15 protein-coding genes are annotated in these 15,345 nt (G+C 70.1%); 11 read left to right on the forward strand and 4 right to left on the reverse strand.

The window, feature by feature from the left end; all coding sequences use genetic code 11:
* Positions 1–97 precede the first annotated feature (97 nt).
* From Q4V64_RS23490 to Q4V64_RS23500, 3 genes are all read left to right on the forward strand, one after another.
* On the forward strand, positions 98–1,042 hold the full coding sequence (locus tag Q4V64_RS23490) for an ROK family protein (protein WP_124441167.1): 945 nt from the start codon (positions 98–100) through the stop codon (positions 1,040–1,042).
* A complete protein-coding gene (nagA, locus tag Q4V64_RS23495) occupies positions 1,042–2,253 on the forward strand; it encodes an N-acetylglucosamine-6-phosphate deacetylase (protein ID WP_124441166.1) in 1,212 nt (403 codons plus the stop codon). Before Q4V64_RS23490 ends, nagA begins: the two co-directional genes overlap by 1 nt.
* A 173-nt stretch (positions 2,254–2,426) precedes the next feature.
* Positions 2,427–3,356, forward strand: coding sequence for a 1-phosphofructokinase family hexose kinase (locus Q4V64_RS23500; RefSeq protein ID WP_124441165.1), 930 nt, complete (start codon positions 2,427–2,429; stop codon positions 3,354–3,356).
* A gap of 15 nt (positions 3,357–3,371) precedes the next feature.
* Here Q4V64_RS23500 and Q4V64_RS23505 read toward each other — a convergent pair whose 3' ends face one another.
* Positions 3,372–4,325 (reverse strand): carbohydrate-binding protein, encoded by a 954-nt coding sequence (locus tag Q4V64_RS23505; RefSeq protein ID WP_124441164.1) that lies wholly within the window; start codon positions 4,323–4,325, stop codon positions 3,372–3,374.
* Positions 4,326–4,444: 119 nt separating this feature from the next.
* On the reverse strand, positions 4,445–6,103 hold the full coding sequence (gene cdgB, locus Q4V64_RS23510; RefSeq protein ID WP_124441163.1) for a diguanylate cyclase CdgB: 1,659 nt from the start codon (positions 6,101–6,103) through the stop codon (positions 4,445–4,447).
* Between the two features lie 449 nt (positions 6,104–6,552).
* Between cdgB and Q4V64_RS23515 the strand changes: the two genes are divergently transcribed.
* Positions 6,553–7,071 (forward strand): flavin reductase family protein, encoded by a 519-nt coding sequence (locus tag Q4V64_RS23515; protein ID WP_253267056.1) that lies wholly within the window; start codon positions 6,553–6,555, stop codon positions 7,069–7,071.
* Positions 7,072–7,150: 79 nt separating this feature from the next.
* Positions 7,151–7,621, forward strand: coding sequence for a GNAT family N-acetyltransferase (locus Q4V64_RS23520; protein ID WP_124441161.1), 471 nt, complete (start codon positions 7,151–7,153; stop codon positions 7,619–7,621).
* Positions 7,622–7,634: 13 nt separating this feature from the next.
* Here the strand turns inward: Q4V64_RS23520 and arfB are convergent, their stop codons facing one another.
* Positions 7,635–8,072, reverse strand: a complete 438-nt coding sequence (gene arfB, locus Q4V64_RS23525) for an alternative ribosome rescue aminoacyl-tRNA hydrolase ArfB (RefSeq protein WP_124441160.1) — start codon at positions 8,070–8,072, stop codon at positions 7,635–7,637.
* 170 nt (positions 8,073–8,242) lie between these two features.
* Here arfB and Q4V64_RS23530 point away from each other — a divergent pair, with 170 nt between their 5' ends.
* The gene (locus tag Q4V64_RS23530) at positions 8,243–8,818 is read left to right on the forward strand and encodes a TerD family protein (protein WP_095752296.1); all 576 of its coding nucleotides are present in this window, start codon (positions 8,243–8,245) and stop codon (positions 8,816–8,818) included.
* Positions 8,819–8,883: 65 nt separating this feature from the next.
* Here Q4V64_RS23530 and Q4V64_RS23535 read toward each other — a convergent pair whose 3' ends face one another.
* Complete coding sequence (locus tag Q4V64_RS23535) at positions 8,884–9,018, reverse strand: hypothetical protein (RefSeq protein ID WP_301184531.1); 135 nt, start codon at positions 9,016–9,018, stop codon at positions 8,884–8,886.
* A gap of 578 nt (positions 9,019–9,596) precedes the next feature.
* On the opposite strand from Q4V64_RS23535, the gene Q4V64_RS23540 reads away from it, so the two are divergent.
* The 5 genes from Q4V64_RS23540 (at position 9,597) to Q4V64_RS23560 (ending at position 15,291) form a co-directional block, all read left to right on the forward strand.
* Entirely contained in the window at positions 9,597–10,895 is a 1,299-nt protein-coding gene (locus Q4V64_RS23540) for a YcaO-like family protein (RefSeq protein ID WP_124441159.1), read from the forward strand.
* Positions 10,896–11,158: 263 nt separating this feature from the next.
* Positions 11,159–11,782: a TOMM precursor leader peptide-binding protein gene (locus tag Q4V64_RS23545; RefSeq protein WP_172629274.1), complete on the forward strand. Its 624-nt coding sequence runs from the start codon at positions 11,159–11,161 to the stop codon at positions 11,780–11,782.
* Positions 11,772–13,403, forward strand: a complete 1,632-nt coding sequence (locus Q4V64_RS23550) for a hypothetical protein (protein WP_124441157.1) — start codon at positions 11,772–11,774, stop codon at positions 13,401–13,403. Before Q4V64_RS23545 ends, Q4V64_RS23550 begins: the two co-directional genes overlap by 11 nt.
* Positions 13,400–14,098 carry a nitroreductase family protein gene (locus Q4V64_RS23555; RefSeq protein ID WP_124441156.1) on the forward strand — a complete coding sequence of 233 codons (699 nt, stop codon included), beginning with the start codon at positions 13,400–13,402 and terminating at the stop codon, positions 14,096–14,098. Before Q4V64_RS23550 ends, Q4V64_RS23555 begins: the two co-directional genes overlap by 4 nt.
* A complete protein-coding gene (locus Q4V64_RS23560) occupies positions 14,095–15,291 on the forward strand; it encodes an NAD(P)/FAD-dependent oxidoreductase (protein ID WP_124441155.1) in 1,197 nt (398 codons plus the stop codon). The genes Q4V64_RS23555 and Q4V64_RS23560 overlap by 4 nt, the downstream gene beginning before the upstream one ends.
* Positions 15,292–15,345 lie beyond the last annotated feature (54 nt).

Consider the following 15,345-nt stretch of genomic DNA (forward strand, 5'->3'; position numbering starts at 1 on the left):
TCAAAACTTTCGAAACGTCATACATATAACGTCAAATAAGGTCTACACCACGGCAGTGGACTAGACCTCTTGTGGGTCCCCGGGCCACACTGTCTCCGTGAGACATGTCATCGCCCTCGATGTGGGCGGCACCGGGATGAAGGCCGCCCTCGTCGGGGCGCAGGGCGAGCTGCTGCACCAGACCCGCCGCGCCACCGGCCGCGAACGCGGACCGGACGCGGTCGTGGAGACGATCCTCGACTTCGCCGCCGAACTGCGCGCACACGGCTCCCGGCGCTTCGACGAGCCCGCGGCCGCCGCCGGTGTCGCCGTCCCCGGCATCGTCGACGAGCAGCACGGCATCGCCGCCTACTCGGCCAACCTCGGCTGGCGTGACGTACCCCTGCGCGACCTGCTCGCGGACCGGCTCGGCGGTGTCCCGGTCGCCCTCGGCCACGACGTGCGCACCGGCGGCCTCGCGGAGGGCCGGATCGGCGCGGGGCGGGGCGCCGACCGCTTCCTGTTCGTGCCGCTGGGCACCGGAATCGCGGGCGCCATCGGCATCGGCGGCCGGGTGGAGGCGGGCGCGCACGGCTTCGCGGGCGAGATCGGACACATCGTCGTACGGCCGGGGGGAACCCCTTGTCCGTGCGGGCAGCGCGGCTGTCTGGAGCGGTACGCGTCGGCGGCGGCGGTGAGCGAGGCGTGGGCGGCGGCCTGCGGGGACCCCGAGGCGGACGCGGCCGACTGCGCGAAGGCCGTCGCGTCCGGCGACCCGAACGCCGTCCGAGTGTGGCAGGACGCCGTCGACGCCCTCGCCGACGGACTGGTCACCGCGCTCACCCTGCTGGACCCGCGCACCCTGATCATCGGTGGCGGGCTCGCCGAGGCGGGGGAAACCTTGTTCACACCGCTACGGGACGCCGTCCGGCGGCGCGTCACCTTCCAGAAGCTGCCGGAAATCGTCCCCGCGGCTCTGGGCGACACGGCGGGATGCCTGGGCGCGGGTCTCCTCGCCTGGGATCTCCTCACATCCACCGACGGCACGGAGGAATCAGCCTGATGGCAACCCCCCTAGGGGCGCGGGGAACTGCGCGACCAGCCACGACGCTCCCGCAGCCCGCGACGGACGGGACACCCCTGGTGCTCTCCGGTGCCCACGTGGTCTTCCCCACCGGAACCGTCGAGAACGGCCAAGTAATCATCGACGGCACCCACATCACCAGCACAGCCCCAGAAAACGCCCAGGTCACCGACGTAACCGGCCACTGGCTCCTGCCAGGCTTCGTGGACATCCACAACCACGGCGGCGGCGGAGCCTCCTTCACCTCCGGCACGGTCGACGATGTCCTCAAGGGCATCCACACCCACCGCCTGCACGGCACGACGACCCTCGTCGCCTCGATGGTCACCGGCGACATGGACTTCCTCGCCCAGCGGGCCGGGCTGCTCTCCGAGCTGGCCGAGCAGGGCGACATCGCCGGAATCCACTTCGAGGGGCCGTTCATCTCCCCGTGCCGCAAGGGCGCGCACGCCGAGGAACTGCTGCGCGACCCGGACCCGGCCGAGGTCCGCAAGCTGATCGACGCGGCACGCGGCAGGGCCAAGATGGTCACCCTCGCCACCGAACTCCCCGGCGGCATCGACTCCGTACGGCTGCTGGCCGAGCACGGCGTGATCGCGGCGGTCGGGCACACGGACGCGACGTACGAGCAGACGGTGGAGGCCATCGAGGCGGGCGCCACGGTCGCCACCCACCTCTTCAACGCCATGCCGCAGCTCGGCCACCGCGCCCCCGGCCCCATCGCGGCCCTCCTGGAGGACGAACGCGTCACCGTCGAACTGATCAACGACGGCACGCACCTGCACCCGGCCGCGCTGGAACTGGCGTTCCACCGGGCGGGCGCGGACCGGGTGGCGTTCATCACGGACGCGATGGACGCGGCCGGCTTCGGCGACGGCCGCTACCTGCTCGGCCCACTGGAGGTCGAGGTCAGCGAGGGCGTCGCCCGCCTGGTGGAGGGCGGTTCGATCGCCGGCTCCACCCTCACCCTGGACCGCGCTTTCAAGCGGGCGGTGACGATCGACCGGCTGCCGGTGGAGGACGTGGTGACGGCCCTGTCCGCCAACCCGGCCAAGCTGCTCGGCATGTACGACCGCATCGGCTCCCTGGAGCCCGGCAAGGACGCCGACCTGGTCCTGCTGGACGCCGATTTCGCCCTCAAGGGCGTCATACGCCGGGGCGAATGGGTGGTCGATCCCCAACTGGGGTGATCTGTCCGGCTGTTGAGGGCGGCGGTTGTCCTGGGAGACTGGGACGTACCGCCGTCCGTTTGGCATGATCGGCGCTCCGGACAGACGGCTCCGGGCAGACGGCTCCGGGCAGACGGCTCCGGACTGACGGACGGCAAGCGCAATCTGAGTTTCTTCGGGGGAGGTCGGCCCAGGTGATCCTCACAGTCACGCTGAACACCGCTCTCGACATCACCTATCGCGTACGGTCCCTGCGCCCGCACGCCTCCCACCGGGTGACGGAGGTCACCGAACGGCCGGGCGGCAAGGGCGTGAACGTGGCCCGGGTCCTCGCGGCCCTCGGGCACGAGGTGACGGTCACCGGCTTCGTGGGCGGCTCCACCGGACGTGTCGTACAGGAACAGCTCACCGCCACACCGGGCGTGGTGGACGCGCTGGTCCCGGTCGGCGGTCCCACCCGGCGCACGATCGCCGTCGTGGACGACCAGACCGGCGACACCACCCAGCTCAACGAGCCCGGGCCGACGGTCACGCCCGCCGAGTGGTCCGCCTTCCAGGAGGCGTACGAGGACCTGGTCGCGTCGGTGTCCGCGGTGGCGCTGTGCGGGAGCCTGCCGCCGGGGGTGCCGGTCGGGGCGTATGCCGGACTGATCCGTACCGCGAGGTCGGCTGGTGTCCCCGTACTCCTGGACACCAGCGGGGAGCCACTGCGGCGCGGGGTCGCGGCCCGCCCGGACATCGTCAAACCGAACGCCGACGAACTGTCCGAACTGACCGGCTCCCACGAGCCGGTACGCGCCACACAGGACGCCCGCAGGCGCGGCGCCCGGGCCGTCGTCGCCTCCCTGGGCGCCGAGGGCCTCCTCGCGGCGACCTCGGAGGGCCGCTGGCGCGCCACCCCGCCCACCCGCGTCCACGGCAACCCCACGGGCGCCGGCGACTCGGCGGTCGCGGGCCTGCTGTCGGGCTTGGTGGAACGACTGCCGTGGCCGGACCGGCTGGCCCGCGCGGTGGCACTGTCGGCGGCGACGGTGCTCGCGCCGGTGGCGGGGGAGTTCGACCGTTCGGCGTACGAGGAGTTGGTGGGGCGGGTGGCGGTGTCGGGGGAGGTCAGCGCGGCGTGACGGCCCGACCTCGCGCTATCGCTTGACCTGCCCGGCCTTCAGCCACAGCCGGTCCAGCAGAACGTCGCACTGGTTGCCGTTCTGGCAGGAGATCGAGATCGTGTTCGTGCCCTTGTTGAGGCTCGGGTAGGCGTAGGTCTGGGTCCAGCCCTTCGCGAAGTCGCCCTCCGGGGCCTTGGCGAAGTTCCCCAGATTCAGCGTGCTGCCGAACACCTTGCCGTTGACGGTGAGCGTCATCTCCTGGTCCTTGCCCGGGACGCTGTAGCCCGCGAACAGGGTGTAGACGCCGTCCTTCGGGATGCCGTCGACGGACCAAGTGACCTCGGACCCGACCTGGTTGAGCCCGGTCACATAGACGCCGCCCGCAGCGCTGGCGCCCTTGATCTCCGAGGCGGTCGACACACCGGTCCCGAGCCGCAGCGCCTTCGCGTCGATCTTCGGCAGGTCCGCCGCGCTCGCCCCGCCGCTCTTGCTGCCCGACGGGCTCGGTTCGGAGCTCTGCGAGGTGGTCGGCGTGGTGGCCGCCTGGTTGTCGCCCCCGCTGTCGCCGTCGTCGCCGTTCATCATCGCCACGCCGATGCCGATGACGACCGCGGCGACCACCGCGATGGCGCCGATCAGCAGCCCCTTGGTGTTGGGGCCACGGCCCCGTCCACCGCCGCCGGGCATCTGCTGCTGGGTGGTGGGGGCGCCGCCCGGGAAGGTCTCGGGCGCGGCGTAGTGCGCGTTCGGCTGGCCCTGGGCGCCCTGCTGCTGCGGCGGGGCCTGGCCGTACGGGGCGGTCGCGGCGGCCGGCGCCTGCTGCTGCCCGTACTGACGCTGGCCGACCGCCCGCACCCGGTTGACGGAGTTCGGGTAGCCGTAGCCACCGGACGGTGGCTGGGCCCCGTTGGCCTGCCCGTCCGCGTAGAGATAGCCGAACGGGTCGTCGTCCTCGGGCGTGCTCGCGCCGTTGTTGCCGGACGTCATCCCTTGATCTCCTCGGAGGTGCGGTGCGGATGCGAAATGTGCGGTGAGAAGGGCGAGCCTACCCGCTCCTGATGCCCCAAACGGGTGACTCGGATCGCATCAGCTCGCTGACCTGGAGGTCATCCCGCGCGTCTGTGCTGTTTGGGACGGGATCGTTTCTCGACGTACATCCGCTCGTCAGCGGATTTCAACACCTCGTCCGCCGTCATCCCGCAGTGCGCCCAGCCGATGCCGAAGCTGGCACCGACCCGCATGGCGCGTCCGTCGACCCGGACGGGCTGGATGATCTCGTTACGCAGGCGTACGGCGAGGTCCTGGGCGTCGGCGCGGCCGAGCCCGTCGGCCAGGACGACGAACTCGTCGCCGCCGAGCCGGGCCACGGTGTCGCCGTCCCGGACGGCTCCGGACAGCCGCCGGGCGACCTCGATGAGGACCGCGTCTCCCGCGTTGTGCCCGAACCGGTCGTTGATCGACTTGAAGCCGTCGAGGTCGCAGAAGAGGACCGCGAGCCCCTTGGCACCGTCGTCACGGTCACCCTCGGGAGCGACGGTGTGCACGTGGTGGTCGTAGGCGGCGAACGTCTCGCCGCCGCCCGGCCGGAAGTCGAAGCCGTGGCCGCCCGTGTCGTGGACGGGATGGCCGAAGGCCGCGTCCACGGACTCCAGGGCGCCCGCCTGGGTGGGGCGCTGGCACAGCCGCGAGGAGAGGCGGGCGCGCAGCTCGGCGGAGTTGGGCAGGCCGGTGAGCGAGTCGTGGGAGGCGCGGTGGGCGAGCTGGAGCTCGCGGCGCTTGCGCTCCTCGATGTCCTCGACGTGGGTGAGCAGGAAGCGGGGTCCGTCGGCGGCGTCGGCGACGACGGAGTTGCGGAGCGAGACCCAGACGTAGGTGCCGTCGCGGCGGCCGAGCCTGAGTTCCGCGCGCCCGCCCTCGGCGGAGGTCCGCAGGAGCGTGCCTATGTCCTCGGGGTGGACGAGGTCGGAGAAGGCGTAGCGGCGCATCGCGGAGGCGGGGCGGCCCAGGAGGCGGCACAGGGCGTCGTTGGTCCTGAGGATCCGGCCGTGCTGGTCGCCGCCCATCTCGGCGATGGCCATGCCGGAGGGGGCGTACTCGAAGGCCTGCCTGAAGCTTTCCTCACTGGCGCGCAGGGCCTGCTGCTCCCTTTCGAGCCTGACCAGTGCGCGCTGCATGTTGGCCCGTAGACGCGCGTTGCTGATCGCGATGGCGGCCTGGAAGGCGTACATCTGGAGCGCCTCGCGTCCCCAGGCGCCCGGTCGGCGGCCGTTGCGCGGCCGGTCCACGGAGAGCACGCCGATCAGCTCGCCGCAGGAGCCGCCGCCCGGCGCGGCGGGCGTGTACATCGGCGCGAAGAGCCGGTCCGAGGGGTGCCACTCGTCCTCGAAGCGGGGCGCGGGGCCGTCGGTGTACCACTGCGGTACGTCGTCGTCGTCGAGGACCCAGCCCTCGGTGTGCGGGATGAAGACCAGGTCGCCCCAGTGCTCGCCCATGCCCAGGCGGCGCTCCCAGGACTCGCGCGAGCCGACTCGGCCGGTGATGAGCGCCTCGGCGGCGGGGTTGCCGGAGAAGGCGGCGACGACGAGATCGCCGTCGGGGCGTACGAGGTTCACGCACGCCAGCTCGTACCCCAACGCCTGGACCACGCCGTCGGCGACCGTCTGCAGTGTGTCCGCCAGGCTGCGGGCCGTGTTCATGTCGGCCATGACCTGGTGCAACTGTCGCAGGGACGCAAGGCGGACGTAGGGTTCCGACTCGCTTTCCATGCTCGCCCTCCCCCCGAGACCTCGCAGCGAATCAAGGGTTCTCATCGGCGTATCGTCCTAGCAGCTTCCCGCCACTGAATCACAGCGCGCTGCCCACTCGGTACACAGGGTCAACAATTAACGCCCCTTGTGACTCAAGTCACAGCGAAACATGAACAATTGAGTGGGGATTCTGCGATTTCCCTGTGCGTTTACTGAACGTAAGTTTTGCCTGCGTTTGCGGCGTCTCCTCGCACGCACCTGCGCGCACCTGCAAGCTTCGTGCGAGCTCCGTCGCGAACCTCCGCCGCGGGTCCTAGGTCCAGACTCCGCCTCGGGCCCGATGTGGCGCCCGCCAACCGCAGATTAGCGTTCCCAGCGTGCCGAACACTCCGCTTGCCACTCCGCTTGCCCCTCCCCTTGCCACATCCCCCACCCTTTCCCCGCCCGCCTCCGGGCATGCTGAGGGGGTGACCAACGACGAGTTCCGCGCCGCCATGTCCCGGCTGGCCGCGGGTGTGGTCCTGGTGACCGCGCAGGAGCCCTCGCTCGACCCGGACGACCCCCAGGCGCCGGTCGGCGAGGACGTCGGCATGACGGCGACGGCGTTCATGTCGGTCTCCCTGGACCCGCCCCTGGTACTGGTCAGCCTGCGCGAGGGCTCCCGCATGGACGACGTGCTCGCCGAGCAGCCCCTGTGGGCCGTCTCCGTGCTCTCCGAGAGCCAGCGGCACATCGCCGGCCGCTTCGCCATGAAGGGCCGCCTCAGCGACCGCCTGCTCTTCCAGGACATCCCGTACGTCCGCGGCGAGGCGACCGGCGCTCCCCTGGTGGGCGGCGCCCTGGCCATCCTGGAGTGCCATACGGAGCAGCGGGTGCAGGCCGGCGACCACGTGCTGGTGATCGGCCGGGTCCTGACGGCGTCGCTGCCGAGCGCGGACGGGGGGCCGCTGACGTATTTCCGGGGGCGGTACCGGCATTTGGGGTGACGTACGCGGGGTGACGTGGTGCTCGGCGTGACGCGAAATTCCGTCGCCCGCCGGTGATCCATCCGCTTAGGGTGCGCGCATGACAACACCGCCCGGCCTCCACTTAGAAGAGATCACCCCGCGCACGTTCGACGCCGCCGTCGGCATCCGCGTCCGCCCCGACCAGGAGCACGCCGCCTCACCGGTGATGCAGTCCCTCGCGGAGGCGTACGTCCGTCCCGCGGGTGTCGCCTGGCCGCGGCTGATCGTCGACGGCGACCGGCCGGTCGGATTCCTCATGGCCTTCTTCGACATCGACTGGAACACGGACGGCACCCTCTTCCGCTCCGGCCTGTGGCGCCTCAACATCGCGGCCGACGCACAGGGCCGCGGCTACGGCCGGTTCGCGGTCGAATCCGTCGCCGCCGAGATCCGCCGCCGGGGCGGCAAGGAGCTGTACGTCACCTGGCACCCCGGCCCGACCGGCCCGGAAGGCTTCTACCTGGGACTCGGCTTCCGTACGACCGGGGAGACGAGCGGGGACCAGGTGGTGGGAGTGCTGGACCTGTAGGCGACCGTCGCGCCTACGACCAGTCCCGCCCGGTCCGCCCCCGCTTGGTCTGCGAGCGCTGTTTCTTCTCCCGCAGCCGGCGTTCGTTGATGCCGCGTGGGATCCGGGTCGGCCTGCGCGGCTTGGGCGGCGGGGCCGTCGCCTCGGCGAGGAGGGAGGCCAGGCGTACGGCGGCGGTCTCGCGGTTGCGCCACTGGGAGCGGTGCTCGGAGGCGCGGACGGTGACGACGCCGTCGACGAGCCGCCCGGCCAGCCTCTCCAGGGCCCGCTGCTTCCACACCTCGGGCAGCGCCTCGGTCCGCGCGAGGTCGAAGCGCAGCTCCACCTGCGAGTCGCTGGTGTTGACGTGCTGACCACCGGGTCCGGACGACCGCGAGAAACGCCACATGAGCTCGGCCTCCGGCAGGGAGACAGAGCCGCGAATCACGTACGGACCAGACATGACGTCCATGTTCCCGTCTCTGACCGGTCCACGTCACCCCAATATCGCTCACGTCTCGCTCACGTCCGCTACTTGGTAAAGAAAGTAAAGACGCGCGGAACCTTCGGTACCCCCCGCGGCGTTCCTAGGGGTAGCTGTAGCTTCTTGCCGTACGTAAACGAGGGAAGGGACTCCCAACAATGGCTGTAAGCCTGTCCAAGGGTGGCAACGTCTCGCTCACCAAGGAGGCTCCGGGCCTGACCGCCGTCACCGTGGGCCTCGGCTGGGACGTCCGCACCACCACCGGCACGGACTTCGACCTCGACGCCTCCGCCATCGCGGTCAACCCGCAGGGCAAGGTCTACTCCGACGCCCACTTCGTCTTCTTCAACAACAAGCAGACCCCGGACCAGACCATCGTCCACACCGGCGACAACCGCACGGGCGAGGGCGCGGGCGACGACGAGGCGATCAACGTCAACCTGGCGGGCCTCCCGGCCGACGTCGACAAGATCGTCTTCCCGGTCTCCATCTACGACGCGGAGAACCGCTCGCAGAACTTCGGCCAGGTCCGCAACGCGTACATCCGCATCGTGAACCAGGCCGGCGGCACCGAGATCGCCCGCTACGACCTGTCGGAGGACGCGGCGACGGAGACGGCGATGGTCTTCGGCGAGCTGTACCGCAACGGCGCGGAGTGGAAGTTCCGCGCGGTCGGCCAGGGCTACGCCTCGGGCCTGGTGGGCATCGCTCAGGACTTCGGTGTGAACGTCTGACGGACGCCTGCTTCATCTACGGAGCCCCTGGCCTTCTCTGGTCAGGGGCTCCGTTGCGGCCGAGCTCATGCCGTGACCGGACACGCCAGTTCCGGATGCGCGAGGTTCGGAGAACACGTCACCAGCGCCACAGACAGATAGAAGGGACGTTCGAGGTAGAAACCGAGCGACACGTCGCCGCCCCAGTCCAGTCGGCTCATCCCACGTTCCCCGCACCAGCGGGCGCGGCTTGATCAGAGGCCGAAGCGCGCCGGATCGATGCGAATCTCCCCGTCTTCGTCCTCGTACGCGGCCGGCAACTCCAACCATTCGCCTCACGACGGCAGTCGCCGCAGACACCGTGCGCGTATCCGTGTGCGACGACGATCCGGCAGCTCCACCGGCCGACCCCTCCAGGACTGCCCACGACAGCGGCAGCGGCAGCGGGCGCGGCAGACGGGACGGCAAACACATCTGGTTCGAGCTCCGTGACCACCCCGCCCACGGCCAGGGGGTTTCGACGCCGAACATCGACTTCCACGGAACCAAATAAGCGAAAAAACAAAACCAAATCCTCGAAAAGCCCGGGCAGGCTGACGGATACCCCTCAACCACCACCAGAAATCGCAACCCCACGAGAAATCCGGATACTGTTTCGGTAGCCAACCAACCGACAGGACACCGTTAACCGACTGTTCAGTCGTTCCGTAAAGAAACTCGCAACCCGCGGTGTTACGGTGAAACCGCCCACGAGATTCAGATCCGAACGGGGCGGTGACTGATGGATTCATTGAAACAAATGGAGAAACTTGTTTCTCCATTTGGGGTCCTGGCCTCTGCGCAGCCGATCGACTACACCTTGCCCGGCGAGCCAAAATTCGCAGCATTCCATTCGAACGCCGGATGGCCACTCAGGTTGCCACTCGACTCCTTCCGCAGAATCGAGGAGCCGGTCGAACGAAGCCTCTTCAACAAGCGGCACGGCGGGTCGGGTTCCGCGCTTTCGCCGGATCACGCCCGACTGGTCGCGCTGGCTGAAGCGGCGGAACGGTACTCTTGCGCGCTGCCGGTCGAAGACGCGATGTTCTGGGCGACAGCCGCCGAACTGGGCCCGGACGCACTCGAATTGGCCGACCTGCCCCGTCTGTCGGACGAGGAGTACGACACCGCCGGGCAACAGCTCCGGCCGCCGGTGGACACCGAGCCGATACGGTGGACCGCCGCCTGGTCGGTCACTCGCGAGCGCCGGGTGTACATCCCGGCCGTCCTCGCCTGGACCTCATTGCAGCCGGCGCACCAAGCCGAGCGGATCACCTACCCGATCAGCACGGGCTATGCGGTGCACACCGATCTGCGTGCGGCGCTGAGCAATGCGCTGTGCGAGTGTGTCGAACGCGATGCCGCCGCCGTGCTCTGGCTGCGCCGGCTGCCGCTGCCCCAGGTGGAACTGGACGAGGTCGGCCCGGAGCCGGCCGCGGTGCTGGCCCAGCGGCGCCGGAGCCTGCTGCCCGATCCCCTGATCTTCGACGCCACGACGGAGTTGGGCATCCCCACGCTGTACTCCCTGGACGTGACTCCGCACAACCGGAAGGCTGCGGCGGCGGTCGCGGCGGCGACCGATCCGGACCCGGACCGGTCGCTGGCGAAGGTCCTCCGGGAGGGCGCGACCTGCCGTACCGGGCTCAACCGGAACACCACGCGGCCGCGCATACCGACCGGAAAGCACGACGTGGCCGGCGGTGCGCTGTGGATGGGCCAGCCCGACAAGCTCCCCGAGTTCGACTTCCTGGTCACGACGCCCCGACGCCGGCGTTTTTCTGAAATTCCTCGACTTCCCACGGCCGACTCATTCCTTACGCTGTGCGAGAGACTGCGAGAGCACGAGATGGAAGTGATCGCGGTCGAGATCACGCCGGATGACCTACGGACGGTCGGACTACATTCGGTGCGAGTGATCGTTCCCCGGCTGGTACCGCTGACTTTCGACTTCAATACCCGATTCCTCGGCCATCCCCGAATTTGGGACGCCGATTCCCGGCTCGGATATCCGGAATGCGGGAAGAACGGGGTAAACCCGAACCCGCAACCGCTTGCCTGAGTTCGCACCCAAAGACCCACGCCCGAGTAGGCGTGTGGAAAGAATGAGAAACAGTGGATCGAAAGGAGAAGACAATGGAGCAGGAGTTCGTCTACGCCGTGGTCGAGGACGTGACCGAGGAGAGCACGGCCCCGGAGTGCGTGTCCGACATCTGGCAGTGCTACTGACACCTGAGTGGTGATCCAGTGATGCGGTGGGGTGCTCCGGCGCCCCACCGCATCCCGGACCTGGACCCGGAACCCGGAACCCGGAACGAGAATGTGATGTCCAAGCCGTATCTGCATGTAACAGCCAGGGATGGCTGGGGTGCGGCCGTGGCCGACGAACTCGCCGCGGCCCCCGAGTTCTCGGTGGCGCAGGAAGCCGCCCTCCCCGAGGCGGCCGGCTACCTGGTGGTGGCCGCCCACGAGAACACCGACTTGTTGTCGGCACGGGACCGGCTCGCCTTCGGCTTGCGCAGACCGTGGGCGCCGCTCATCCTGACCGCCTCGGGTGTGCGGCTCGGCCCGGTGGTCGTTCCCGGCCGGTCCGCCTGCTATCAGTGCTTCCTCCGCCGCTGGCTGCAGCACGATCCGCAGGGGGAACACACCGCGGCCATGCTCCGCGACGACCGGGCGATTCCGGCCCACAGCGTGGCAGGCCACCTGCCCAGCGACGTGCTGATCGGCTCAGGTCTCGCGCGGGCCTTGGCCGAGGCGATCGCGGACGGGTTCGGCGGACGTGTCCAGCCCGGGGACGTGGTGCGCTTTTCCGTGGCCGGCGGAACGGTACGGCGCGACCGGGTGATCGCAGTGCCCGGCTGCCGCCGCTGCGGCCCCCGTCGTGACCGCGCGGCGGACACCTGGCAGGGCCTTGCCCTCGCCCTAGGAGCGAACAATGACGGTTGACGCACGCCACCTGCCGGGCCGGCAGGCCCTGAGTTTCGCGACCTCGCGGGACGAATTGCGCGCCCCGACCGCGCCCAGGCTACGGCCGGGAACGCGGTATCTGGTCCTGCCGGACGCGGTTCAGTTCGACGGTCTCGTCGCCCGCGAAGTGATCAAGGGGCCGGGCGCGGTTCGCCTGCTGCCCGTACTGTTGCCGCTGCTGGACGGCACCCGGGACGCGACGGCGCTGGCCAGGGCCACGGCCTACCCGCAGTCACAGATCGACCAGGTACTCGCGGTGCTGCATCTGCGGGGCCTGCTCGAGGAGGGTGCCGATGCGCCGTCGCTCGCCGACGCGTCGCCCGCGCAGCTGGCGCTCGCCCGGCTGGGCACGACCACCCGCGTCGATCCGCACGCGGGCCACACCTTCGCGCGGCTGGCCGCGGCCCGGATCGTGCTGCACGGCCCCGAGACCATGGTCGGCCCTCTCGCCGAGGCGCTCGAGCGGGCCGGAGTGGGCTCGATCGGCGGCACGGTCGCCGGGGCCGATCTGGTGGTCGCCGTCGTGGGGACGGGCGGTCTCGACCGGGCCGCCGCCGGCGAGCTGGGCGACGAGTGCGCGCGGGAGGGCACCACCTTCCTCCCCGTTGACGTCGCCGGCCGGGTCATCACGATCGGGCCGCTGCTGGTGCCCGAGACCCCGCTCTGCTACGCCTGCCTGTGCGCCGAACTCGGCGATTCCGATGCCACGGTCACCGCCGACCCGCTCCTGCACTGCGGCATCCTGTGCCGTGAGGTTCTGGCGTTCGCCGCCCGGGTGCCGGAGACGAGGATCACGCGAAGCCTGGTGCGGTACGACCTGTCCGACTGGACGACCACACTGGCGGCCCCGGCGCCGCGTTTGGACTGCGCCACGTGCCTCCCGGTGTCCGGTGCTGCCGCGTCCGATGCTGCCGCGCAGGCTCGGACCGAGCGCATCCTGACCCCACTCCGATTCGAACTGGCGACCGCAGGAAATCCGGTTCGGTTCGCCGCCGGTACCGGCCCGCTGGCGAGTATCGAACCCCGCAACATCGCCGCCACCCACGGGGGCAAGCAATGGCCGAGCGCTCGGCGCATCCACCTGGCAGACCCGGGAGAAGGGCCGCCGCCATCCCTGGCCGGACTGCACGGCCGACCGCTGAGCCTGGACGTGCTGGCCCTCATCCTTTCCCGCACCGCCGGTCTGCGCGACCCGCAGACCTCACCGACAGATCGGTGGGCCCCGTCCGGCGGCAACATCGGCTCGGTGCACCTTCACCTCCGCGCCCGCGGCCTGCCGGACCTGGCGGACGGCTGGTACGGCTACGACTCGGTCGAGCACGCGCTGGCCGTGCTGCGGGAAGTACCGGCCGAGGGCGGCCCCGATGCCCTGATCGTGTTCACCGGAGGCTACCGGCGGCTGGTGGGCAAGTACGGCCCTTTCGCAGTGCGACTGCTGGCCTTCGACACCGGCGTCGCCCTCGCACAACTCGACTTCGTCGCCCGGAGCCTCACTCGAGAGCTGGAGGTGCTCGACGAAACTCCGACTCGTGACCTGACCGATGCACTACTGCTCGAACCGGACCGTGAACCAGTGACCGCGATCGTGAGGTTGACATGACACTGCCCGCCGGAGCGGTTGATCTGACCCAGGCCCTGCTGTCCGAATTCATGCTTCCGCGCGGCGACGGTGGCCCGGTTCCCCCAGCCCTGTGGCCCAGTGCCACCACAACCGGCACCACCGCAGAGGCGATCCCGCTGCCCCCGGCGACGCCACCGGTCCTGGATCCCGATGCTGTGCTCGCGCGCCGCCGCACGGTGCGCCGCTTCACTGACGGCGCGGTTCCGCTCGGAGTGGTCTCGGCGATGCTCGCAGAGCAGGCCGAAACCGACTCGCGGCTCGCCCCTGGAGAGTCGGCACAGGGCAACGGCATCGAGTTGGTCGTGTTCGCCAACCAGGTGACCGGGCTGCCGGCCGGTCTGTACGAGGCCGGCGACGAGGAGCTGCGGCCACGTGGCGAAGTCGACATGGTTTCCGTACTCGGCCAGCCCGGATTCGCCTCGGCGGCGCTCACCGTGCTGGTGCTCGGGAGCATCGCCGCGGCCGTGCACCGCCACGGCTCGGGAGGGTACCTGCGGTTGCTACGACGGGCGGGCGCTGCCGGCCACGCCTGCTGGCTCGCGGCCCTGGCGCGTGGTTTCGACGGAGCGGTGCACGCCAACGTCCGCGTCAGCAACCAGTTGATCGATGCGGCGGGGCTCGACGCCTTCTCCCGTCGTGCCCTGTTCTCCGTCGCTGTGGGGAGCAAGGCATGAGCGGGTACGACGTGGTGGTCGTAGGTGCGCGCTGCGCCGGCGCCGCCACCGCCTTGTTGTTGAGCCGCAAGGGTTACCGGGTGCTGCTGGTGGACCGCGCCCGGTTTCCCAGCGACACGGTGTGCACCCTGCACATACGCCAGACCGGGGTGGCGGCCCTGGCGCGCTGGGGTCTGCTGGACGACCTCGACGCCACCGGTTGCCCACCACTGGAGTGGACGGTGGTGGAGGCTGCGGGAGTGCGGGTCGAGGGCTGTTCACCGCCGTTGGATGGGATCCGTGCCTCGCGCGCACCGCGCCGGATGGTGCTTGACAACCTGCTCGCCACGGCGGCCCAGGCGGCCGGGGCGACCTTCTGGGACGGATGCGTGGTCGAGGACGTCCTTTGGGAGGACGATCGCGTGGCTGGGGTCCGGTGCCGGGCTCCGGGCGGTGGCACGATGGTCATACACGCCCCCCTGGTCATTGGGGCGGACGGCGTGCGATCGGCCGTCTCGCGGTACGTCAAGGCAGAGACGCTGCTGGAACATCCGACGATGACCTGCGTCTACTACGCGTTCTGGAGCGGGCTCGAGATGGGCCGCGAGCTGTACTCGTGGGAAGGCGGCGGGATCAGCGTCCTCCCGACCAACGACGGCCTCACCCTCGTCACCGTCACTTACCCGATCAGCGTGTTCGACCAAGTGCGCAGGAACGCTTTCGAGTCCTACCTGGACACGATCCGGACCAGGACGCCCGGCCTTTACGAACGGATGTCGCAGGGCAAGGTGGAGGAGCGGCTCTATGCGATGGCGCATCAGCCGAATTTCGTGCGGCAGGCCGCGGGACCGGGCTGGGCGCTCGTGGGAGACGCGGGCGTACACCGGGACGCCGCGACCGGCCACGGGATGAGCGCGGCTTTCGCGCAGGCTGAGATGCTGGCCGGCCACCTCGACGGGGACCTGGCCGACCACGCTCGGACGTCTGCCGCCCTGCGCCGGTTCGGCGAACAACGAGACGCCATGATGATCCCCGAATATCACGCCACACGGCAGGTCGCGACATTGACGGTGCCCCCGCGGCTGAAGGGACTGCTCGAACTGATCAAGGATGATCAAGAATTGACGGACGCCTGGCTGGGAGGCTCGGCCGGAGTGGTCACGCGGGAGCAGTTCCGTGAACTCCTCTACAGCCGCCACCCTGCGGCCCGCTGAGTAAGCCGGGGCCACAGCAGGGCTACGAGACACGGCAGCGGCAGGCGGGCGCGG

It is taken from the genome of Streptomyces sp. NL15-2K (genome assembly GCF_030551255.1).
Taxonomy (GTDB): domain Bacteria; phylum Actinomycetota; class Actinomycetes; order Streptomycetales; family Streptomycetaceae; genus Streptomyces.